Origin of the sequence: Flavobacterium xylosi (assembly GCF_042787345.1) — a bacterium.
Classification (GTDB): domain Bacteria; phylum Bacteroidota; class Bacteroidia; order Flavobacteriales; family Flavobacteriaceae; genus Flavobacterium; species Flavobacterium xylosi.
Genome location: NZ_JBHZPZ010000004.1, coordinates 195,157 through 215,693, shown reverse-complemented (window position 1 = coordinate 215,693; position 20,537 = coordinate 195,157). Strand labels below are relative to the sequence as shown.

The 20,537-nt window shown below is 35.1% G+C and carries 21 protein-coding genes; 9 read left to right on the top strand and 12 right to left on the bottom strand.

The window, feature by feature from the left end:
* Positions 1-14: 14 nt before the first annotated feature.
* Both ACFX5E_RS05095 and ACFX5E_RS05090 read right to left on the bottom strand, forming a co-directional pair.
* Positions 15-365, bottom strand: coding sequence for a hypothetical protein (locus ACFX5E_RS05095; protein WP_379854097.1), 351 nt, complete (start codon positions 363-365; stop codon positions 15-17).
* On the bottom strand, positions 362-1,891 hold the full coding sequence (locus tag ACFX5E_RS05090) for a GNAT family N-acetyltransferase (RefSeq protein ID WP_379854096.1): 1,530 nt from the start codon (positions 1,889-1,891) through the stop codon (positions 362-364). The genes ACFX5E_RS05095 and ACFX5E_RS05090 overlap by 4 nt, the downstream gene beginning before the upstream one ends.
* 186 nt (positions 1,892-2,077) lie before the next feature.
* Here ACFX5E_RS05090 and ACFX5E_RS05085 point away from each other — a divergent pair, with 186 nt between their 5' ends.
* Positions 2,078-2,410 (top strand): single-stranded DNA-binding protein, encoded by a 333-nt coding sequence (locus tag ACFX5E_RS05085; protein ID WP_379854095.1) that lies wholly within the window; start codon positions 2,078-2,080, stop codon positions 2,408-2,410.
* Between the two features lie 224 nt (positions 2,411-2,634).
* Here the strand turns inward: ACFX5E_RS05085 and ACFX5E_RS05080 are convergent, their stop codons facing one another.
* The 9 genes from ACFX5E_RS05080 to ACFX5E_RS05040 all read right to left on the bottom strand — a co-directional run bounded on the left by ACFX5E_RS05080 (position 2,635) and on the right by ACFX5E_RS05040 (position 11,292).
* Positions 2,635-2,805, bottom strand: coding sequence for a hypothetical protein (locus ACFX5E_RS05080; RefSeq protein ID WP_379854093.1), 171 nt, complete (start codon positions 2,803-2,805; stop codon positions 2,635-2,637).
* Positions 2,806-2,859: 54 nt separating this feature from the next.
* On the bottom strand, positions 2,860-3,375 hold the full coding sequence (locus ACFX5E_RS05075) for a ferritin (protein WP_379854092.1): 516 nt from the start codon (positions 3,373-3,375) through the stop codon (positions 2,860-2,862).
* Positions 3,376-3,414: 39 nt separating this feature from the next.
* The gene (locus ACFX5E_RS05070) at positions 3,415-4,044 is read right to left on the bottom strand and encodes a CatA-like O-acetyltransferase (RefSeq protein ID WP_379854091.1); all 630 of its coding nucleotides are present in this window, start codon (positions 4,042-4,044) and stop codon (positions 3,415-3,417) included.
* Between the two features lie 183 nt (positions 4,045-4,227).
* Positions 4,228-5,511 (bottom strand): OmpA family protein, encoded by a 1,284-nt coding sequence (locus ACFX5E_RS05065; protein ID WP_379854090.1) that lies wholly within the window; start codon positions 5,509-5,511, stop codon positions 4,228-4,230.
* Between the two features lie 323 nt (positions 5,512-5,834).
* Entirely contained in the window at positions 5,835-6,521 is a 687-nt protein-coding gene (locus ACFX5E_RS05060) for an HAD family hydrolase (RefSeq protein ID WP_379854089.1), read from the bottom strand.
* A gap of 37 nt (positions 6,522-6,558) precedes the next feature.
* Entirely contained in the window at positions 6,559-7,455 is an 897-nt protein-coding gene (locus ACFX5E_RS05055; protein ID WP_379854088.1) for a DMT family transporter, read from the bottom strand.
* Positions 7,456-7,467: 12 nt separating this feature from the next.
* A complete protein-coding gene (metG, locus tag ACFX5E_RS05050; protein WP_379854087.1) occupies positions 7,468-9,528 on the bottom strand; it encodes a methionine--tRNA ligase in 2,061 nt (686 codons plus the stop codon).
* Between the two features lie 187 nt (positions 9,529-9,715).
* Positions 9,716-10,204 (bottom strand): type II toxin-antitoxin system death-on-curing family toxin, encoded by a 489-nt coding sequence (locus ACFX5E_RS05045; RefSeq protein ID WP_379854086.1) that lies wholly within the window; start codon positions 10,202-10,204, stop codon positions 9,716-9,718.
* Positions 10,205-10,206: 2 nt separating this feature from the next.
* Positions 10,207-11,292 (bottom strand): DNA-binding protein, encoded by a 1,086-nt coding sequence (locus ACFX5E_RS05040; RefSeq protein WP_379854085.1) that lies wholly within the window; start codon positions 11,290-11,292, stop codon positions 10,207-10,209.
* Positions 11,293-11,446: 154 nt separating this feature from the next.
* Here ACFX5E_RS05040 and ACFX5E_RS05035 point away from each other — a divergent pair, with 154 nt between their 5' ends.
* The 8 genes from ACFX5E_RS05035 (at position 11,447) to proC (ending at position 19,208) form a co-directional block, all read left to right on the top strand.
* The gene (locus ACFX5E_RS05035; RefSeq protein ID WP_379854084.1) at positions 11,447-11,617 is read left to right on the top strand and encodes a hypothetical protein; all 171 of its coding nucleotides are present in this window, start codon (positions 11,447-11,449) and stop codon (positions 11,615-11,617) included.
* A 68-nt stretch (positions 11,618-11,685) separates the two neighbouring features.
* The gene (locus ACFX5E_RS05030; RefSeq protein WP_379854083.1) at positions 11,686-12,225 is read left to right on the top strand and encodes a DMP19 family protein; all 540 of its coding nucleotides are present in this window, start codon (positions 11,686-11,688) and stop codon (positions 12,223-12,225) included.
* A 235-nt stretch (positions 12,226-12,460) separates the two neighbouring features.
* Positions 12,461-13,732: a serine--tRNA ligase gene (gene serS / locus ACFX5E_RS05025; RefSeq protein WP_379854082.1), complete on the top strand. Its 1,272-nt coding sequence runs from the start codon at positions 12,461-12,463 to the stop codon at positions 13,730-13,732.
* A 120-nt stretch (positions 13,733-13,852) separates the two neighbouring features.
* On the top strand, positions 13,853-15,634 hold the full coding sequence (locus ACFX5E_RS05020) for a tetratricopeptide repeat protein (RefSeq protein WP_379854081.1): 1,782 nt from the start codon (positions 13,853-13,855) through the stop codon (positions 15,632-15,634).
* Positions 15,635-15,754: 120 nt separating this feature from the next.
* Positions 15,755-16,066 carry a DUF4286 family protein gene (locus tag ACFX5E_RS05015; protein ID WP_379854080.1) on the top strand — a complete coding sequence of 104 codons (312 nt, stop codon included), beginning with the start codon at positions 15,755-15,757 and terminating at the stop codon, positions 16,064-16,066.
* 140 nt (positions 16,067-16,206) lie between these two features.
* Positions 16,207-16,986 (top strand): 16S rRNA (adenine(1518)-N(6)/adenine(1519)-N(6))-dimethyltransferase RsmA, encoded by a 780-nt coding sequence (rsmA, locus tag ACFX5E_RS05010; protein WP_379854079.1) that lies wholly within the window; start codon positions 16,207-16,209, stop codon positions 16,984-16,986.
* On the top strand, positions 16,976-18,325 hold the full coding sequence (mgtE, locus tag ACFX5E_RS05005) for a magnesium transporter (protein ID WP_379854078.1): 1,350 nt from the start codon (positions 16,976-16,978) through the stop codon (positions 18,323-18,325). The genes rsmA and mgtE overlap by 11 nt, the downstream gene beginning before the upstream one ends.
* 106 nt (positions 18,326-18,431) lie before the next feature.
* Positions 18,432-19,208: a pyrroline-5-carboxylate reductase gene (gene proC / locus ACFX5E_RS05000; RefSeq protein ID WP_379854077.1), complete on the top strand. Its 777-nt coding sequence runs from the start codon at positions 18,432-18,434 to the stop codon at positions 19,206-19,208.
* Between the two features lie 60 nt (positions 19,209-19,268).
* On the opposite strand, the gene nhaA is transcribed toward proC, so the two are convergent.
* Positions 19,269-20,441 (bottom strand): Na+/H+ antiporter NhaA, encoded by a 1,173-nt coding sequence (gene nhaA, locus ACFX5E_RS04995; protein ID WP_379854076.1) that lies wholly within the window; start codon positions 20,439-20,441, stop codon positions 19,269-19,271.
* Positions 20,442-20,537 lie beyond the last annotated feature (96 nt).

Genomic DNA, 20,537 nt, shown 5'->3' with positions numbered 1-20,537 from the left:
TGGGGGTTGTGGTATTAAATGTCTTTTTTAACTAACATATAAAAATCATTATCCAAGGGTAGGTAGCCTTGGTCATAAAGGAAATAGTAGGTATTTCCTGTTTTGGTGTGTAGATTATTGGTGAAAAATTCGAAATCAAAACCTTTGCTTAAGAGTTTTGTTCGAGTGGTTTTTGATTTTCCTTCAATATTGAGTTCGGATAGAATGCGGTAATTCTTGCGCAACTTATTGTTGATATTGCGCATAAAGTTCGTGCTGTCTTTGTTTATTTTATTATTGTAAGCATTACGACAACCGTCGCTGCAAAACTTTTTGTCTTCGCGGCCTACAATCTTTTCTCCACATTCTAAGCAGGTTTTATTCATGAATTGATTTTTCTAATTTCATACAAATCGGTTCGACGGTCTTTTAGGATTCGGGCGCTTCCATGTTCGTGCAGCTCTTTCAGCAAATTCAAATCTACATCCACAATCAAAGTCATTTCAGTATTAGGTGTTGTTTCTGCTTTTATTCCGGTGCTGGGAAAGGCAAAATCCGAAGGTGTAAAGACGGCGGATTGTGCATATTGAATATCCATATTGTTCACTTTCGGGAGATTTCCAACGCATCCGGCGATCGCGACATAACATTCGTTTTCTATGGCTCTGGCCTGCGCGCAGTGTTTTACTCTTATATAGCCACTTTGGTTATCTGTTAAAAAGGGTACAAATAAAATATTCATTCCTTCATCGGCCATTATTCTTGATTGTTCCGGGAATTCAACATCATAACAAATCATAATCCCTATTTTTCCGCAGTCGGTGTCAAAAGTTTTAATTTGGGAACCGCCTTTCATTCCCCAATGTAGAACTTCATTTGGAGTGATGTGGATCTTATAATACATTTCAGAAGTCCCATCTCTTTTACAAAGAAACCCGACATTGTACAAAGTGCCATTTTCTAAATAAGGCATGCTTCCTGAAATGATATTTATATTATAAGATATGGCAAGTTCCTGAAATTTTTTGCGAATGGGGTCTGCATATTTTGCAAGCTCTCTAATGGCATCAGGTTCTGATAAATGATTGTAATCTGCCATAAGTGGGGCAATAAATAATTCCGGAAAAAGAGCAAAATCACTTTTGTAACCGGATATGGCATCAATAAAAAATTCAGCCTGTTCGAATAATGCATCCAGATTTATCAACGGACGCATTTGCCATTGAATCAATCCAATTCGGATTATGCTTTTTTGAGTATTTATTAATTGGGGACTTTCGTCATAATAGATATTGTTCCATTCTAATAATACAGCAAATTCTTTGGAATCGCTGTCTCCTGGGAGATAATTTTTCATAATTCTCATCACGTGAAAATCATTGCTCAATTGAAACGAGAGCACAGGGTCATGCAATTCTTTTCGTTTTACCTTTTCGATATACTTTTTAGGAGTCAGTTCTTCAGCGTGTTTGTTGTAATTTGGAATCCTTCCTGCAAAAACGATAGCTTTTAAGTTTAACTTTTCACACAGTTCTTTTCGGGCATCATACAATCTTCGGCCAAGGCGCAAACCTCTATAATCCGGATGAATGAATACATCAATTCCATACAAGATTTCCCCTTTTGGATTGTGTGTCGAGAAAGTAAAATTTCCTGTTATTTTAGCGTAATCAGGATTTTTATCCACTAAAACTTCATCTACTATTAATGAAAAGGCGGCACCTACCACTTTTTTGTCTGCCAAAATTACCAGTTGGCCGTCAGGAAACATGGAAAGTATTTTCTCAATATCTTCCTCTTTCCAGTACGAGTCTTCTAGCTCCGGATAGGATTTTATCATTGACTTTTTTAACTCCTTGTAGTCTTCAATCTGTAAGTTCCGTAATTCTACTTTTTTTATTTTGGCTTGCATAAGAAGTTGATTTCCACCAAATATAAACAAAATATTCCATTTACAAACGTTTACAAACAGTTACAACCGAAAGTAAGTAGTTATCTACCGAATAAATTTTTGAACCTGTCGCATCTTTGCAATGTTGATTCGAAAGAACGTTTCAATAAATATCGTATATACACTAACATTTAAATTTTACACGCCATGAATGCATTAAGAAACAAAGTACAGTTAATTGGACACGTTGGGAATGATCCGGAAATCAAAACTTTTGACGGAGGAAAAAAAATAGCCAATTTTACAATAGCTACAAACGAAAGCTACAAAAACGACAAAGGAGAAAAAGTAGAAGAAACCCAATGGCACAAACTAGTTGCCTGGGGGAAAACGGCTGAAATCATAGAAAAATATGTTGCCAAAGGAAAAGAAATAGCCATCGAAGGTAAATTGACCCATAGAAGCTATGATGATAAAAATGGAGAAAAACGCTATATCACGGAGGTAGTAGTCAATGATGTGCTTCTTTTAGGGAAGTAATCCAGTGACCAGTCCCAGTTTTCGGTCTCAGTTTACAAATTATTATTTCGACACCAATTGGTTATTGCTCCAGAAACTTCGGGAGAAGTAGAAATCGTTACTCAGTTTGCTGTTATTGTGATATTGCAAACTGTGATTGGAAACTAAACAAAAAAACCATCGACAGACATCGGTGGTTTTTAAATTATGTATGACTGACGCTGAAAACTGCTACTGAAAACTTTTTATTCTTCTTTTTTAACCAAATCAAATCCAGGACACCTTTTGCAGCGTTTGTCTTCCCCTTTTTTATATTTTTCGCAACATTTTGACTTGAGTTTACCCTTAGTGCCGTCCTTTTCAGGATGCCCTTTTTTATCCTTTTTCTTGTCTTTGTTTTTCTTCTTTTTACTCAATTTTCAAAGCATTAAAATGAAGTTAGATTATTTTAGATTCTAAAAAAAGTTTGACTATTTGGAGGCTTTGGATGCGGAATTTAAAGTGAGTTGATGCATATCCCTGTCAAATAAATACAAACCACCTTTATCATCACCTATTAGGTTTATTTTGTCTAAAATAAGTTTAGCCTGAGCTTCTTCTTCAATTTGTTCCGCTACATACCATTGCAAAAAGTTGTGTGTGGCATAATCCTTTTCAGAAAAGGAAATGTGAACCAGTTCATTAATGGAATCAGAAACAAAAATTTCATGTTTATAAAGTTCTTCAAACATTTCCTTGAATGTTTCATAGCTAATTTTCGGAGCTGTTAGTTCACTTACTTTGGCATGGCCGCCACGTTCGTTTACATATTTCACCAATTTAAGCATGTGAAGCCGTTCTTCGTCAGATTGGACATACATAAATCTTGAAATCCCTTCCAGACCATGGGTTTCGGCCCATGATGCCATAGAAAGATACGTTTGGGAAGATTCAGCCTCGATTCGAACCTGAATGTTCAATGCTTGTTCAATGTTTTTTGATAACATGGCAGTAAGTTTTAAGTAAAGTTACAAAAAATACTTAGTTTACTGATTCATAATCTCTTGAAAATAATCTACATATTGCCCCAGATGCAAACCATCTATTAATCCGTGATGAACATGAACCGACATTGGCATGGTTCTTTTGCCATTTTCGGCAACCATCATTTTCCCAAAAGAAATTTTCGGGCAACTATCCGGAAAACTATAACTCCGAGCGTGTGAAAGTGAAGTAAAATTAAGCCAAGGAATTGCTGAAAAGTGAATTACATTATCCTCTTTGAAAGTTCTGGTAAAAAGACCGGTAGTGCTTTGAATGCGTTCAATTTCGGTCAAGGCACTTTTTTGAAAAACAGTAAAATTAGCATTATATTCAATCAAAGAAAAACCAAAAGTGCCGTTTTCCCGACCAATTGTCGCCGAGGCGTTGATTGTGTCATGAACAAAGATTTTATCCTCCGAAATCCTATAACGAAACGATTTATTTGTATTGACTGCAACTAATGTTTTGTGTAAATAATAAATAAAAAAGGAAGTATTCAGGGCTTTTGTAGCCTCATAAGCTTTGGTGCAATCTATTTCGACAGTTGCACCAAAAAAAGGTTCTTCCATTTGTTTAAAAAATAGAAAGTGTTCTTTTCTATTCCAATTTTCTATATCTAAAAGTGTTTTCAAGATGGTGTAACTTTATTTGTTCTCAAAAGTACAGCTATTCTTTTAATCCTTAAATTGATTTTTTAGGAACTTTAATTGTAAACCGTTATTCAAATGGATGTTTTGTATTTCTTAAAACGGAAGTTTTTACACATAAAAAAAGCCCTAAATTTTTTAGGGCTTTAATATTCTTAAGAAAGCACCTTATTTTACTCTGAAAGTAACTCTTCTAACTAGTCTTCTTGCAATATCTGAATCTTTATCAACGGATGTATCTTCACCAGCCGGGATAACATTTAATCTTGATGGATCAATTTTAGCTTTTACTAATGTGTTTTTTACACTGTTAGCTCTTGCATCAGATAACTTGTTATTGTATGCAGATTTTCCAATTTCATCTGCATGACCAATGATATCAACTGTAGCTGATGGATTGTTCTTTAAATAGGTTAAGATGAAATCAATTCCTCCAGTAGAAACATTGGTTGGAGCAGATTTGCCGAAATCAAAATAAGTAGCAATATAACCATTGTTGATTAAATTTTTAATGGATTCGTTGCTGGTTTTAAGAGAAGAAGTTGTAGGGTCGCCATATTTTTTAACCATATAACTTTCCAACTCATCCGGAATTCCATTGTTGTTATTGTCAATAGATCTTCCTTTAGTATCAACCATAACACCACCAATTGAATTTGGTTCAACGTCTAAATAATCAACAACACCGTCTCTATCTGTATCATTTGATAAAGTTTCAAGATCAGCGATCCTTCTTTCTAATTCTTTTAATTTGTCTTCAGTTTCTTTATTACCATTAATCCAATCCCAGTCAGCATGTTTTGCATTTTTACCTAAGTAAACTGTTATACCTACAGTACCATTAAAAAGGACACCGCTGAAACCACTAATCTTTGTAGAACTAGCACCATCAAAAGCAAGATCTTGTTTTGCATTAAGGATAGTTGTGAAATCTCCTGTTAAAGCAATTCTGTCAGATAATTTGATCTGACCAGTTAAACCAGCCATGAAGTTACCCATTCTGTCTTTTTTATAAGAAGGGTATTTTCTTTCCAAAAAGGACAAACCTACACCTGCATGACCTAATAAACCAATAGATTTTGTCCAAGTTTCAAAACTCATTATTCTTCCTAAGTTAGCAACACCTTGTAAGTCTACTCTATAGTACTTAGTGTCAAAACTTTTTGAAACGGCTTCATTAGTGAAACTATTGTAACCAAAATCAGCTTTCAAACCGAATTTGTTGTTAAGCATGTAACGAACTCCTAAGTCAACAACATATGGACTTATTAGTGAAGTTGAATAACCTGAGGTTTCAGATCCTTGGTATTTGTTAAAACCACCGGCTAATTCTACGGACCATTTGTTGAAATTAGTTTCAACTAGAGTGTCTGTACTTTTTAAAGTTTCCGTTTGAGCACTCATCGTGGTCATAACAGAAGCAAATACTAACGAAAGTACGATTTTTTTCATAATTGTTTCAATTTTAATTTATGCAAAAATACATCACAATATTACATAAAAAAACTAAACAGTTAATTATATAAAGTTTATAAATAATTCTAAAAAAACTGAAAAAAGATTTTGTTAAAAATGCCTGTTAATCAATAATTTACATACAAAGTGTAAAAGAAAATTTTTTTAAAATCAAATAAAGAGTGTTTTGTGTGTATTATTTATCATGTTAATTAAGCAATTATATAAAAATTCATGTTTAAAACTGCCGAAAATCGATAGTTAGTTACTGATTTTAATCGGCAATTCTTAAATTACAATAGCGTTCCCAAATGACCGTATTATTCTAATTTTTTCAAAACTTCTGTTATTTTTTCGAAAGCACTGAAGTTGTCATGTTCCACTTTATGGTCAATTTTTTCGTGTGCCCAAGTCGTATGAAACGGAATATGAACAGCATGTCCGCCAATGGCCAAAACCGGCAATATATCTGATTTTAATGAATTTCCAATCATAAAAAATTCCGAAGGTTGAATTTCCAATCTTTTGATCAAATCAGAATAATCAATTTCCTGTTTGTCTGACATCACCTCTATATGATGAAAATAATTACCCAAACCTGAATTGTGCAATTTCCGGCGTTGATCCAATAAATCGCCTTTTGTGGCAACCACCAATTTATATTTTCCGTGTAAAGCGTCTAAAGTTTCTTGCACGCCATCCAATAAAACAATCGGTTTTTCGAGTAATTCTTTTCCGTACTGAATGATTTTTTCGATGATTTCAATCGGAATGGTATTGTTTGAAATATTCATGGCCGCTTCAATCATCGAAAGAATATAGCCTTTGATTCCGTAGCCGTATAGTTTCAGATTGTCAATTTCGACCTTGAATAACTCTTTAGAAATCCCTTGATGCGACAAATAATCTTCCATTAAACCACAGAATTTCTTCTCGGTTTCATCAAAATACGTTTCGTTGATCCATAAGGTATCATCGGCGTCGAAAGCAATTACTTTTAGGTCCATTTTTATTTTATTTTGATAACAAATTGAGGTTTTTATTTTAATTTTTTACTATTTTGGAAAAGACTTTCTTCATTGAAATTGTTTTCGAATAAAAGGTAATTCGGATTCCCAAAAGTAAAATAATTCCTCCGATAATCATTTGCAGTGTGATTATTTCATCTAAAAACAACCAAGCTAAAATAGCAGTCAAAACGGCTTGACCGAGCAAACTCAAAGAAACTCTTGTGGCGCGCATATGTTGTGTGGCATAACTGAGCGATAACCATGCTAAAAGTTGGCAAACTATTGCCTGGATCAACAAGACCAGCCAACCAGCATCAGAAAATCCGGAAAAAGGCTCTCCTAGCATTAAACAGAGAATCCCTAAATAGATACTTGAAGAGGTTACGCTTATGGTCATAAACGAAAGCACATCCACTTCAGAAAGTACTTTTTTACTGATTAATAAGTAAATAGCATATAAAATACCCGATAATACGGCTAACAGGAAAGCGGTGTCAAAATTCAGTTCGATGAAAAACTGGAAACCAACCAGCATAATCATTCCGAATAATGAGACTAGAGTTCCAATCCAAAAATTGGTGGCGGGTTTTGTTTTTAAAAATAAAAACGAACCAATGCCCACCCAAAGCGGCGATAAATTAGTAAGCAGTGAAGCCTGAGTAGCGCTGGATTCTTGGATAGCAATATTCCAAACGGCAACATCTGAGGCAAATAAAATTCCGCAGATTATAGCAGGAATTAATACATTGAATGTTGGAAGCTTGAATTTTTTTGTAATAATAACATAAGGCAATAGCAAAGTCGCTGCAATTGCCATTCTATAAAAAGCCGAAATTAGTCCGGGAGTTAACCGAAGTTTTATTAATATTGGAAAAATCGAAATGCAGAGTATCCCAACAATTAAAGCTAATTGCGGCTTTTTCATTTTCATTTTGTAATTTTATTAATTGATCGTCTCTCCATTAGCAACGCCATCCGTATCCGGGTTTACAAAAACCAGTTTTCCTTCGGCATTGGTAGTCATCAAAATCATTCCTTGACTTTCCACGCCACGAAGGTTTCTTGGAGCCAAATTCACTAGAACAGTAACTCTTTTCCCTACGATATCTTCTGGTTTGAAGCTTTCTGCAATTCCTGAAACGATGGTGCGAACGTCAATTCCGGTATCTACTTTCAAAATCAAAAGTTTATTCGCTTTCGGCATTTTTTCCGCTTCCAAAATCGTTCCTACACGAATATCCATTTTGGCAAAATCCTCAAATTGAATTGCTTCTTTCTCTGGTTCTGCTTTTTTGTTTTCGGCAGTATTAGCAGTTTTGGTCGCTTCTAGTTTGTCTATTTGTTTTTGGATTTCTTCGTCTTCAATTTTTGTAAAAAGCAATTCAGCTTCACCAATCTGTTGTCCAGCCGGAATCAAATCTGAAGTTTCCGAAATCGTGCTCCAGTTCAACGGACTTTCTATTTTTAGAATTCTTGATAATTTTTTAGCGGTAAATGGTAGGAACGGTTCGCATAGTGAACTCAATGCGGCAGCAATTTGCAACGCCACATACATTTGGGTTTGTACACGACCTAGATCGGTTTTTACCATTTTCCAAGGCTCTTCGTCGGCAAGATATTTATTTCCCAATCGGGCAACATTCATCAATTCACTCAAAGCTTCACGGAATCTGTAACGTTCAATCGAACTCGAAATCACTGCCGGGTATGCTTTCAATTCGTTCAAAGTAGCTTCGTCCACTCCCGAAAATGTGTTCGGACTTGGAACGATTCCTTCGTAATATTTATTGGTCAAAACCACAACACGATTAATGAAATTTCCAAAAATCGCCACCAATTCATTATTGTTTCTCGCCTGAAAATCTTTCCAGGTAAAATCATTATCCTTGGTTTCAGGAGCGTTTGATGTCAAAGCATAACGCAAAACATCTTGTTGATTCGGAAATTCTTCCAAGTATTCGTGCAGCCAAACCGCCCAGTTTTTGGACGTAGATAATTTGTTTCCTTCCAAGTTCAAGAACTCATTTGCAGGCACATTATCCGGCAAAATATAACTTCCCTCGGCTTTCAACATGGCGGGGAAAATGATGCAATGGAAAACGATATTGTCTTTCCCAATAAAGTGAACCAGTTTTGTTTCCGGATCTTTCCAGTACGGTTCCCAATCTTTTCCTTCGCGCAACGCCCATTCTTTAGTAGAAGAAATATAGCCAATCGGCGCATCAAACCACACGTATAATTTTTTCCCTTCGGCACCATCAACAGGAACGTCAATTCCCCAATCCAAGTCACGAGTTACCGCGCGAGGCTCTAAACCACCGTCAATCCAAGATTTTACTTGTCCGTAAACATTCGGTTTCCAGTCATTTTTATGTCCAACGAGAATCCATTCTTTCAAGAAATCTTCGTAACGGTCCAAAGGCAAAAACCAGTGTTTCGTTGATTTCATGATTGGAGTTTCTCCGGTAATTGTCGATTTTGGATTAATCAAATCAGTAGCATTCAGTGTAGAACCACATTTTTCGCATTGGTCACCGTAAGCTTCTTCGTTGCCGCATTTTGGGCAAGTTCCCACCACAAAACGATCTGCAAGGAATTGATCTGCTTTTGCATCATACAATTGCTCGGTCACTTCTTCAATAAAATCACCTTGTTCGTACAGTTTTCTAAAAAATTCCGAAGCCGTATCATGGTGAATTTTAGCCGAAGTTCTGGAATAATTATCAAACGAAATTCCAAAATCCGAGAACGATTTACGAATAATTCCATCATATTTATCGATTACTTCCTGTGGCGTGATGCCTTCTTTTTTGGCTTTCATCGAAATTGCCACACCATGCTCGTCACTTCCGCAAACAAACAAAACGTCTCTTCCCTGCAATCTTAAATATCTGGAATATATGTCCGAAGGCATGTAAACACCCGCCAAATGGCCAATGTGAATCGGTCCGTTCGTATACGGCAATGCCGCTGTAATCGTATATCTTTTTGGATTCTGTATCATAAATTTATTTTTAGATTCTGAAATTAATTCAGAACGAGCTGCAAAAATAAGCAATAGAATTTTTATTTGAAGCTATTTCCCGTCTCGTTTTAAAGTCGAGATTGCAATCTTATTGTTTTTAAAGGAAAAAACAATAAGGATTTCCACTTTTATCGGGGCTAGGGGATATGGGCTTTTTACAACCTTTTTAGAAAATATCCTTGTAAAAATCGATGCCTAAATTTATTTTTTCGGCATCATCTCGTACCAGACTAAGAGCATTTATGATTTTTAATTTCAACTCTTCACTGTAATCAACTTCGTTAATTATTGCTGTTATTATTTCCTGTAGGAGGCCTTTTTCTATTAAATTATCAGCAACTGTTACAGCGATGTTTTCCATTTCAATGATAAATTTGTTGGTAAATACATCTAAACCATTTACTTCTAAAAAGAAAGCTCCTATTGCAATTGAAGTACGTTTGTTACCATCATTAAAAGCGTGAAATTTATTAAAGGAGAAAATCAAATGACTAAGTTTTTCTTCATATGTTCGATAGTAGTCATCGTTTTGAATATGATGAAGAGGGCTATCGATATTTCCAAAATTTTTAATTCCAGGATGCCCGCCAGAAATTTCGATTATTTTGTCATGAATCTTTATTGCGTATTGTGAAGAAAAATAAATTAATTTCATTTTTAACGTTCTTTTAGTCTTTTAAATACTTCCTTGTTTTCTTCTAATCTTTTTTCAAGCTCCATACTTTTATTGCCTAAAAACTTATCAAAATCTTCTGTACTGACTTCGTTTATATAGTCTTTTAATTTTTCATGTAAAGCATCTCTAAAAACCAAATCACGACTAGCCATTAAGCTTCTTGCTTTTTCTTGTAAAGGGTTGACAAATGCCTCCATTATTTGTTCAAATTCAGAAAAAATCAGGTGTGTTTCAGATAAAGAGAGCTTTTTGTTTAAAGTTTGAGATTTGTTTTTTAAATAGTTAGCAAATCCATTTTCATAAGCTGAAACTAAATCTAGAACTTCTGAATACATTGTGCCTCTGACACTTTCTTTTGAATTTAGGTTTAGTATCTTTCTATACTCTTTGGCGTTTTCCTTAAAAATACTTTTGTAAATTTTGTCTGTAAGTTGGCTATATTTAAATTTATTTTCAACAATATAAAAATCCAGTGAATTCGTAAATTCTTTACGGTAATTATGTTCTCTGATCGCACTAGGTAAAAACTCTTCTTCTCTTTGGTTTATGTATTTTGTTTTCCCTCCTAATTTTTTATTTAAAACATCAATTACAATGTCTAATATTGAACTTCTTAATTTTTGAGCTTTATCCGAACCAGTTAGAAGCATTCCAATATTTAAAAAAGTTTTGTATGTGAATATCGATAATTGGGGTGATTTTGATAAACTATCTAGTTCACTTTCATTTAATTGAAGGATGTTCACGACATGGATGTCGTGAACATCCTTTTTGTCTTTGGCATTTTTCACAAAATTAAATACTTGTTCTTTGTAAGCTTTGAGTTTAGAGCCTGTATATAATTCGTAACCGCTAATTTCTAATTCTGTTTTATTATTCTCCAAGATTCGATCAATAGTCCGTATATCTACATCAAAATATTGAGCAATTTGTTGTTTAGTAAAGCGATATTTACCATCAAACTTAATTCCGTAAAAACCCAGTTCTTCGTATATACCTTGGATAGCAATATTATTATTTAATATGTTTTTTCTATCGAGACTTGAATTAGTTAAATCTTTACTCATTGTTTTTTGTGTTTACTCACAAAGATACTTTGTTTTATTAGATTCTTCTACCAGAAGTTAATGTGAAATGCATTAATTAGTTCATTCTATGAAAGCTGCATTTTTAATGTGGCTTTTTTTATATTTGTAAACGAAATTAACGAGCAAACAAAGCATGCCAAAAGGACCCGAGAAAAACACGAAAAATAAGGCGTTGCATACCAAATTGCTCAATCGAAAAAAGGCTAAGCTTCAAGAAGAAAAAAAAGAAAAAGCGTTGCGTTTGAAAGCTTTGGTTACCAAAATGAATCAGAAAAAGAATAGTAACGAATCTGATAGCATATAAATCGCATTGTATTTCATTTCTGTTTTTATTTACCCGAAATTTGCAACACATATTCAAACATAAAACAAATGGAATTCGGCAGAATAATTATTTCAGAAACAGCAATGAACAGTGAAAATCTCCAAGATGTCATTCACTCCAATATTTCGGTAATCAACTTAATGCGCGAGGAAGGCGTGAACGATGATTTGATTCACGAAGATGCCATAATGAGTTATTATTTAGATTATTATACATCACAATATACCGAAGGAAATTTTGCTCAATTTGTATATAATTCTGGTTGGGATAAAGAACTAAACGAATTGATTGAAGAAGGTTTGGCTTTGATTGGTGCTGAAAAGCATTTGGAATTGTTCCAACAACAATCCAAAAAAGTAAAATTAATGAGCAGTGTAAAGTTGAATAAATTCTTGAAAGGGAAATTAGAAGGCGTAAATCCTATCCGAGATTTGCTCAACAACGACACTTTTTTCGAAATTGAAGAGAACCTCGTTACTTTGAATGCTACTTTTTTAAAAACTCACCCAGATTTTATAGTCCTTTCTGTAGATGACATGTTTGCAACCTTAGAAGAATTTGTGGGTCATGAGATTAAGAGAGCCTAAACTAAGTTAAAAGTCGTAAGTCAAAAGCCTTAAAGTTGTTTTCTATTCTACTCCATTGGCTTTTCTACATGATATCATATTTAAATTAAGGGTGACTAAATAAGGTTATTTCCTAGAGCTTGACTTTGTGACTTTATGACTTTGGACTTTGGACTAATTTTTTCTCCCATTTCTATCAAACATTTCCTTAAATTTGCTTCCATTATTATATAAGTTAGCGTTTAAAAAATCAACTATGTTACAAATTGCATTTATTAGAGAGAATCAAGAAAAAGTAATCAAGGCTTTAGCAAAGAGAAACATCGATGCTAAAAGTGTTGTTGAAGAAGTGGTACAACTGGATGAAAAACGTCGCGCTACACAAGTTGAGCTAGACGGAATTTTATCCGAATCTAATAAATTATCCAAAGATATTGGCGAATTGATGAAAGCTGGAGAGAAATCGAAAGCTGCAATTCTAAAAGAAAAAACCGTTTTAAACAAAGAGAAAAGCAAAGCTTTAGCGGAAACTGCTGATGCACTTGCCGCTGAACTTTTAGAGAAATTGTATACATTACCCAATCTTCCTGCTGACATCGTTCCTGTTGGAAAAACGCCAGAGGAAAACCTGAATGTTTTTGAAGAAGGGGATATTCCAGTCTTGCACGAAGGAGCGCAACCGCATTGGGAATTGGTAAAAAAATACGACATCATTGATTTTGAACTTGGGGTAAAAATCACTGGAGCAGGATTCCCGGTGTATAAAGGAAAAGGAGCGAAGTTACAACGTGCTTTGATTAATTATTTCTTGGATAAAAATACCGCTGCCGGTTACAATGAAGTTCAGGTTCCGCATATGGTGAACGAAGCATCGGCTTATGGAACGGGACAATTACCAGACAAAGAAGGGCAAATGTACCATGATAAAACGGATGATTTATACTTGATTCCAACGGCTGAAGTTCCGGTGACGAATTTATTTAGAGATGTAATCTTAAACGAAAATGAATTACCTGTTTTAACTACGGCTTATACGCCATGTTTCCGTCGTGAGGCAGGTTCTTATGGCGCGCATGTTCGTGGATTGAACCGTTTGCATCAGTTTGACAAGGTAGAAATCGTTCGTGTAGAACATCCGGATAAATCATACGAAGCTTTGGACGGAATGGTAGAACACGTTAAAAATATATTGCAGGAATTAAAATTACCATACAGAATATTGCGTCTTTGTGGCGGCGATATGGGATTCACAGCAGCGTTGACGTATGATTTCGAAGTGTTTTCTACCGCGCAGGATCGCTGGTTAGAAATCAGTTCGGTTTCTAATTTTGAGACTTTTCAATCGAATCGTTTGAAATTGCGTTTCAAAGATAAAGACGGAAAAAACCAATTGGCACACACTTTAAATGGAAGTTCATTGGCTTTGCCAAGAGTTTTGGCCGGAATTTTAGAAAATTACCAAACTCCTGAAGGAATCGTAATACCAGAAGTGTTACGTCCGTATTGCGGATTTGATATTATAAACTAAAAATTTTAACATATAAGTCATATAAGTTTTTGCAAAATTATAAAATGAAGGTGATGCATGTCTTATATGACTTATATGTTTAAAAAAATTGATGTTTGAAAAAACAAATTACATCTAACAATGAAAAAACTCTTTCTACATATTACTTTGTTTTTTTCATTAGTCTGTTTTGCTCAAAACGAACAATTAGCGCAATATTATTATGACAAAGGCGATTTTGAAAAAGCCAAAATCAGTTATGAGGAGTTATTGGAAAACATACCTCAAAACACACAATATTTTCTAAGAACAATCGATTGTTACCAGCAGTTAAAGCAGTTCGATTTTGCAGAGAAAGCAATACAAACTCGACTAAATAAATACAATCAAGGCAATCTTCTTGTTGAATTAGGTTATAATTTTCAGTTGCAAAAAAACGATGCAAAAGCCAAAAATTTCTACGATCAGGCCTTAGACCGAATCAAGAAAAACCCAAATGAAGTTTATGGCATTACTAATTCTTTTGAGAAAAAAGTATTGTTAGATTACGCCTTAAAATCCTACCAAACCGCTACGGAATTAGAAGCTAATTTCAATTTCAACTATCAAATAGCACTGCTTTACGGGCAATTGGGTAATGCCGAAATGATGATTTCGACCTTCCTGAATGAAGCCTACGCGAATCCTCAAAATTCGATAATGATTCAAAATCAATTGGCTCGTTTTATGGTCGACGAGGGAGATTCCAGTTTTAATGAAACCTTGCGCAAGGCATTAATTATAAGAACTCAAAAAAATCAGGACATTTTTTGGAATCGTTATTTGAGTTGGTATTATGTGCAGCAAAAAGAATTTGAAAAAGCATTTATACAAGAAAAAGCTATTTATAAACGCGATCCGGAATCACTTTCTAATATTGTGAATTTAGGTCAGCTTGCCATTGAGGAAGACAATCAGGAAGCGGCAAAGGAGATTCTTGGTTTTGTTTTGGAAAATACTAAAGATTTAGAGTTGTTGGTTCAGGCCAATTCCTATTTAATGAAAATGAAAATAGGGAAGGCTACCGAAAAAGATTTTGCTGCCATCAACACAGAATTGCAGGGTTTACTGAAACAATATGAAATAAGTCCTTTTACCTTATCTTTGCAGCTGATTCAGGCGCATTTCGTTGCTTTTAATTTGAAAAAACCGGAGGAAGGGAAATCAATAGTTAAGAAAGCATTGGAGTTGCAGTTGAATGATTATGATGCGGCTCAGGCCAAAATGGAATTAGCAGATATTTTGCTTTATGAAGAAAAATTCAATCAAGCGTTGATTTATTATTCCCAAATTGAATTGGATTTAAAAAATGATGTCATCGCGCATGAAGCCAGTTTAAAATCAGCTAAAACGAGTTATTTCAAGACTGATTTTGTCTGGGCATTGAAGCAATTCAAGGAACTGAAATCGGCCAATACACAACTGATTGCGAACGATGCTTTGGAATATTTTCTTTTGATTAATGATAATACCGTTGCTGATTCTACACAAACAGCGTTGAAACAATTTGCAAAAGGAGATTATCTTTTATATCAAAACAGGAATCAGGAGGCGGAAGCTCAATTTCAGATGATATTAAAAAACTACAAAGGGCAGGAAATAGAGGCGGTAACGTTATTGCGATTAGGAACAATTTACGAAAAACTAAGTGATTTTACTTTGGCTTTAAGCCAATATCAAAATATTATAGACCAGCATAGTGACGGAATTTATGTAGACGAAGCTTTGTTTTTTTCGGCAGAAATTTATAACAAACAATTAAAATTGCCCGAAAAGGCAAAACCATTATACGAGAAAATAATTTTCAATCATCAGGACAGTATTTATTTTGTAGATGCCAGAAAGACATTCAGGCAACTGCGAGGCGATATAATAGCCCCCTAGCCCCCAAAGAGGGTGTTTTAAAAACATCAATCGTGAGTTGGTATTTATAATAAATAAATTTAATATTTTAACCCTACTTACCCCTAGTAGGATTCCCCCTTCGGGGGTTAGGGGGCTGATATGATAATATACAACGTAACCACAAACATACATGAAAGCGTTCACGATCAATGGATGATTTGGATGCAGCACAAACACATTCCTGAAATTCTGGCTACAGGGAAATTCTCATCGGCAAGAATGGTGCGGGTTTTAATTGAAGAAGAAATGGGTGGAGTAACCTATTCGGTTCAATACACGACAGACAGTAAAGAAACCCTGGAGAAATATTATCAGGAAGACGCACCTGGTTTTCGTGAAGAAGGAGCGAAGTTATTTGGAGACAAAATGCTCGCTTTTAGAACGGAACTGGAGTTGATTGCAGATTATTAAAGTCATTACGAGGAAAGAAGCATTCATATGGGGGTTGTCGTTTTGAACCACAATCTTGAAGTCGCAATTTGCGACCTCCAATTTTTAAAAAATATATAAAACACTTTGCGCCTTTGTGCCTTCGTGGCAAAACAAAAAACATGGAAAAAGTAAAAGCAAAAAAACACCTCGGACAACATTTCTTGAAAGACGAAAGTATCGCAAAAGACATTGCTGATACGTTGAACTTAGAAGGATATGATGATGTGTTAGAAATAGGACCAGGAATGGGTGTTTTGACTAAATATTTATTGGACAAACCAATCAATACCTATGTTATAGAAATCGATACGGAATCAGTTACGTATTTAGATGAAAATTACCCAAAATTAAAAGATAAAATCATTTCTAAAGATTTCCTGAGATACAACATCAACGAAGTTTTTGAAGGAAAGCAGTTCGCAATCATTGGGAATTTCCCATATAATATTTCGACACAAATTGTTTTTAAAACATTAGAATATCGCCACCAAATTCCAGAATTTGCCGGGATGTTCCAAAAAGAAGTGGCACAGCGCATCTGTGAAAAAAAGGGAACAAAAGCCTATGGAATTCTGTCGGTTTTAGTTCAGGCATTTTATGATGCCGAATATTTATTTACTGTAGACGAAAATGTTTTTATTCCGCCACCGAAAGTAAAATCAGGAGTTTTGCGTTTGCGCAGAAAAGAAGATTATAGTTTGCCTTGCGGCGAAAAATTATTTTTCACAGTGGTAAAAACTGGTTTTCAACAACGCAGAAAGACTTTGCGCAACAGTTTAAAAACCTTAAATTTGTCAGATAAATTGAGAGAAGACCCTGTTTTTGACCTTCGACCAGAACAACTAAGTGTAGAACAGTTCATAGAACTTACCCAAAAAATAGAAGCCGATGGAGTTTAAAATCAGCAAAGAACTTATTCAGGAATTAGAGCAACTTATTCAAAACAAAAACGACCAGCAACTGGAAGTTTTATTGAATGATATGCACCATGCGGATATTGCCGAAATTCTTGACGAGCTCGATTTTGATGAAGCAACTTATATTTTTAAAGTATTAGACAGTGATAAAACAGCAGAAATACTTCTTGAATTAGAAGATGATTTGCGTGAGAATATTTTAGGCAGACTTTCGGCAAAAGAAATTGCTGAAGAGCTGGATGAATTAGAAACGAATGATGCCGCTGATATTATTGCGGAGCTTTCCAAAGATTTAAAAGCAGAGGTGATATCTGAGCTTCAGGATGTTGAACATGCGAAGGATATTGTTGATTTACTTCGTTATAAAGAAGATACTGCCGGTGGAATCATGCACAAGGAAATGGTTAAGGTCAATGAAAATTGGAATGTCCTTACTTGTGTAAAAGAAATGCGTATTCAGGCCGAAAATATCTCCAGAGTACATTCTATTTATGTGGTTGATGACGAAAATAGATTAAAAGGACGTTTGTCGCTCAAAGATTTATTGACCACTTCAACAAAAACTCCTATTAATGATATTTATATTCGAAAGCTAAACTCGGTAAACGTAGATACTGAAGATATAGAGGTGGCTCGAATCATGCAGAAATACGATTTAGAAGCGATCCCGGTTATTGACGAATTGGGACGTCTTGTAGGCCGAATCACCATTGATGATATTATCGATGTAATTAAGGATGAAGCCGATAAAGATTACCAATTAGCGGCAGGTATTACCCAGGATGTTGAAACGAATGACAGTATTTATGAGCACACCAAAGCGCGTTTGCCTTGGCTGTTGATGGGGATGCTCATTGAACTTATAGCTTCTTATGTGATTAAAGGCAATGAAGCCACTTCTCAAAAATTTTACACACTTATTATTTTTATGCCTTTGCTATCGGCAACAGCAGGAAATATTGGGGTTCAGGCATCAGCAATCATTGTTCAAGGTTTGGCAAATGGTACGCTGAAAGAATTTAGTCGTAGTTATTTTAGTAAGGAAATAGCCGTTGCCATGATATCTGGGACTATAATCGCAATGCTGGTCTTAGGGTATCATACGTTTATGTATGGGCAATTTCAAGTGGGAATGGCAATATCAATATCGATTGTAGTGGTCATTTTATTTGCAGCAATTTTAGGAACTCTAGTGCCTCTTTTTCTGCATAAAAACAACATTGATCCCGCTATTGCAACAGGACCGTTTATTACAACAACAAACGATGTATTTGGAATTATGATTTACTTCGGAATTGCAAATTTGATTTTAGGATTTTAATAATAACTATACAACCAACCAAAAAACTGAAAATTACAATTAACACTTTTTCTATCGGCTCCCTCTCCTTTAGAGCGGGTCGGGGAGAGGAAAAACCACAACCAGCATGAAAATTCACATAATAGGCGGAGGAAACTTAGGGGTCGCTATTGCAAAAGGATTGTCAAAATTTTCGCAAGGAAATCAAATCACGATAACCAGAAGAAATACAAGTAGTATTCTTTATTTAGAGGAACTGGGCGTAACTGTTTCTGCAGATAATAAACATGTAATTCAATATGCAGATATTATCATTCTTACAATAAAACCGTATCAGGTAGATACTGTTTTGGCAGAAATCCTCCCGGTAATTTCCAATAAAGTAATCGCTTCGGCGGTCAGTGGATTGTCTATTGAAAATTTACAAAATAAGATAGGTGCTGGAAATAGTGCTATACGAATCATGCCTAATATCGCTTCGCAATTTGGTGCATCGGCAACCTGTATTGCTTTCCATGAAAAAGACAAAGAGAAAGCACAAAACGTGGTCGCTCTTTTCCAGGATTTAGGAACAGCTCCAATAATTGACGAAAAATTGATGGACGCAGCTACGGTTCTTGCGGCCAGCGGAACAGCTTTCGCCTTGCGTTATATCCGTGCTTCGATGCAAGCTGGAATCGAAATAGGATTTGACTGGCAAACTGCACTGGCTATTTCAGCACAAACCGTAAAAGGAGCTGCCGAAATGATCATGGAAGAACAAATACACCCGGAACAGTTAATTGACCGTGTAACCACACCACAAGGCTGCACCATTGCGGGATTAAACGAAATGGAAATGCACGGATTCAGTTCCTCATTGATAAGAGGAATCAAAACGTCTTTGAAACAAATCAAGGGATAGTTTTTCAATATTAAACTATAAAAAAGCGCGTTTGATTGTAAAAAATCAAACGCGCTTTTCTTATATGATTTCGATCTTCTTTATCTTTTTGACAGGTTTCTTTAAAGTGTATTTCAACCAAAGAAAACCAGCTGTTCCTGCGATAAAAGAAGCAATCAGAATCGCAATTTTAGAATAGGTAATTACTTCTTCACCGTCATTTTTAAACGCAAGCAGTGTTATAAATATAGACATGGTGAAGCCAATTCCGCCTAGCATTCCTGCGCCAATAAGAGTTTTCCATTTTAAGTCTTTGGGCAAAACACAAATGCCCAGCGTAACGCCTAAAAACGAGAAAAGCCAAATTCCAAGCGGTTTTCCTATCACAAGTCCCAATATGATTCCTATTGTGTTAGGATGATTAAGTTCTTCATGCCAGTTAGAATTTATCGCGATACAGGTATTGGCTACAGCAAATAATGGCAGAATAAAAAACGCGACTGGTTTGTGTAAAAAATGCTGAATTTTATATGATGATGTTTTTTTGCTTCCATCTCCAAACGGAATTACAAAAGCCAATAAAACCCCCGTTATAGTAGCATGCACTCCTGAATTAAGCATGAAATACCACATGGCAACACCTCCAATTAAGTATGGCAATAAACTGTGAACCTTCATGCGATTCAGAATAAACAAACCCCCAAGAATCCCTAAGGCTATAAATAAATTCACAAAAGCAATTGTTGAGGTGTAGAATATAGCTATGACAATTATGGCGCCTAAATCGTCAATTACGGCAAGGGCAGTCAAGAATATTTTTAATGATGTAGGAACTCGATTCCCTAATAAAGATAAAATACCAATTGCAAAAGCAATGTCAGTAGCCATAGGAATTCCGGCTCCGTTTTGGGTCAAGGTTCCAAAATTTAACGCTAAAAAGATTCCGGCAGGTACAAGCATTCCTCCTAAAGCACCAAAAATAGGTAACGCAGCATTCTTGATACTGGATAATTCACCTTTGTAAATTTCGCGTTCCAGTTCTAAACCGATTAATAGAAAAAAGATAGTCATCAGTCCGTCATTGATCCAGTGTGTGATAGAATGGTGACCCAATTGAGTTTCCCAAAATGCAATATATTGGGTTTGAATGGGTGAATTGGCAATACAAAGCGAGAGAATAGTTACAAAAAGTAACAATAGTCCCCCTGCTTTTTCGCTTTCAAAAAAGGCCTTGAATGTTTTTGTTAATCTCATTTTTTGAGTTTTATTCCTATTGAATTCAGCAGACGTGTCTCCAGAATAGAAAGAATGCTAATTTACACATTTGGGAGCTATTTTTTTGTTAATTTG

Excerpts from the sequence above, each read along its gene's own strand:
- ACFX5E_RS05035 (WP_379854084.1), top strand. The coding sequence starts at position 11,447 with ATGCCAAAAGGACCCGAGAAAAACACGAAAAATAAGGCGTTGCATACC.
- ACFX5E_RS05060 (WP_379854089.1), bottom strand. The coding sequence starts at position 6,521 with ATGGACCTAAAAGTAATTGCTTTCGACGCCGATGATACCTTATGGATC.
- ACFX5E_RS05065 (WP_379854090.1), bottom strand. The coding sequence starts at position 5,511 with ATGAAAAAAATCGTACTTTCGTTAGTATTTGCTTCTGTTATGACCACG.
- ACFX5E_RS05015 (WP_379854080.1), top strand. The coding sequence starts at position 15,755 with ATGATAATATACAACGTAACCACAAACATACATGAAAGCGTTCACGAT.
- ACFX5E_RS05055 (WP_379854088.1), bottom strand. The coding sequence starts at position 7,455 with ATGAAAATGAAAAAGCCGCAATTAGCTTTAATTGTTGGGATACTCTGC.
- ACFX5E_RS05075 (WP_379854092.1), bottom strand. The coding sequence starts at position 3,375 with ATGTTATCAAAAAACATTGAACAAGCATTGAACATTCAGGTTCGAATC.
- metG (WP_379854087.1), bottom strand. The coding sequence starts at position 9,528 with ATGATACAGAATCCAAAAAGATATACGATTACAGCGGCATTGCCGTAT.
- ACFX5E_RS05095 (WP_379854097.1), bottom strand. The coding sequence starts at position 365 with ATGAATAAAACCTGCTTAGAATGTGGAGAAAAGATTGTAGGCCGCGAA.
- ACFX5E_RS05085 (WP_379854095.1), top strand. The coding sequence starts at position 2,078 with ATGAATGCATTAAGAAACAAAGTACAGTTAATTGGACACGTTGGGAAT.
- rsmA (WP_379854079.1), top strand. The coding sequence starts at position 16,207 with ATGGAAAAAGTAAAAGCAAAAAAACACCTCGGACAACATTTCTTGAAA.
- ACFX5E_RS05045 (WP_379854086.1), bottom strand. The coding sequence starts at position 10,204 with ATGAAATTAATTTATTTTTCTTCACAATACGCAATAAAGATTCATGAC.
- serS (WP_379854082.1), top strand. The coding sequence starts at position 12,461 with ATGTTACAAATTGCATTTATTAGAGAGAATCAAGAAAAAGTAATCAAG.
- ACFX5E_RS05040 (WP_379854085.1), bottom strand. The coding sequence starts at position 11,292 with ATGAGTAAAGATTTAACTAATTCAAGTCTCGATAGAAAAAACATATTA.
- ACFX5E_RS05030 (WP_379854083.1), top strand. The coding sequence starts at position 11,686 with ATGGAATTCGGCAGAATAATTATTTCAGAAACAGCAATGAACAGTGAA.
- proC (WP_379854077.1), top strand. The coding sequence starts at position 18,432 with ATGAAAATTCACATAATAGGCGGAGGAAACTTAGGGGTCGCTATTGCA.
- ACFX5E_RS05020 (WP_379854081.1), top strand. The coding sequence starts at position 13,853 with ATGAAAAAACTCTTTCTACATATTACTTTGTTTTTTTCATTAGTCTGT.
- nhaA (WP_379854076.1), bottom strand. The coding sequence starts at position 20,441 with ATGAGATTAACAAAAACATTCAAGGCCTTTTTTGAAAGCGAAAAAGCA.
- ACFX5E_RS05090 (WP_379854096.1), bottom strand. The coding sequence starts at position 1,891 with ATGCAAGCCAAAATAAAAAAAGTAGAATTACGGAACTTACAGATTGAA.
- mgtE (WP_379854078.1), top strand. The coding sequence starts at position 16,976 with ATGGAGTTTAAAATCAGCAAAGAACTTATTCAGGAATTAGAGCAACTT.